The 1,130-nt window shown below is 47.6% G+C and carries 1 protein-coding gene; it reads right to left on the reverse strand.

Annotated features, from left to right (window positions below; all coding sequences use genetic code 11):
- Positions 1-1,130 (reverse strand): elongation factor Tu (tuf, locus tag C2M34_RS07340; RefSeq protein ID WP_105258440.1); only part of this gene is annotated, 1,130 nt, incomplete at its 3' end.

Here is a 1,130-nt window from a genome sequence, read left to right on the forward strand (position 1 = left end):
ATCGCGAAACGTAGACCTTCGTCCATCGCGATTGGGCAGATTAGTTCAACAGTCATCTTGATGTTGTCGCCAGGCATTACCATTTCTACGCCGTCTGGTAGTTGGATGTCACCAGTTACGTCAGTTGTACGGAAGTAGAACTGTGGACGGTAGCCTTTGAAGAATGGCGTGTGACGGCCACCTTCGTCTTTAGATAGTACGTATACTTCTGCTTCGAACTTAGTGTGCGGGTTGATTGAACCAGGAGCAGCTAGTACTTGACCACGCTCAACTTCATCACGCTTAGTACCACGTAGAAGGGCACCGATGTTCTCACCAGCACGACCTTCGTCTAGAAGCTTACGGAACATTTCTACACCAGTACAAGTTGTCTTCGTAGTTTCTTTGATACCTACGATTTCAACTTCGTCGTTCACGTTGATGATACCGGCTTCAACACGACCAGTTACAACTGTACCACGACCCTGGATTGAGAATACGTCTTCGATAGGCATGATGAATGGCTTATCGATGTCACGCTCTGGCTCTGGGATGTAAGTATCTAGGGCTTCTGCAAGCTCGATGATCTTGTCTTCCCACTCTTTCTCGCCTTCAAGCGCTTTAAGAGCTGAACCTTGGATTAGAGGTAGGTCGTCACCTGGGAAATCGTACTCAGAAAGAAGTTCACGAACTTCCATTTCTACTAGCTCTAGTAGCTCTTCGTCGTCAACCATGTCACATTTGTTCATGAATACGATGATGTAAGGTACACCAACCTGACGAGAAAGTAGGATGTGCTCACGAGTCTGAGGCATTGGACCGTCAGTCGCAGCTACTACTAGGATCGCGCCGTCCATCTGAGCAGCACCAGTGATCATGTTTTTAACGTAGTCAGCGTGTCCAGGACAGTCAACGTGCGCGTAGTGGCGAGTTGGAGTGTCGTACTCAACGTGTGAAGTTGAGATTGTGATACCACGCTCACGCTCTTCTGGAGCGTTATCGATTGATGCGAAGTCTTTAGCTGTACCACCGTATACTTTTGCAAGTACGTTAGTGATTGCTGCAGTTAGAGTTGTTTTACCGTGGTCAACGTGGCCGATTGTACCAACGTTTACGTGCGGTTTTACGCGTTCAAACTTTTCTTTTGCCAT

It is taken from the genome of Pseudoalteromonas sp. T1lg88 (genome assembly GCF_002964765.1).
Lineage (GTDB): Bacteria > Pseudomonadota > Gammaproteobacteria > Enterobacterales > Alteromonadaceae > Pseudoalteromonas.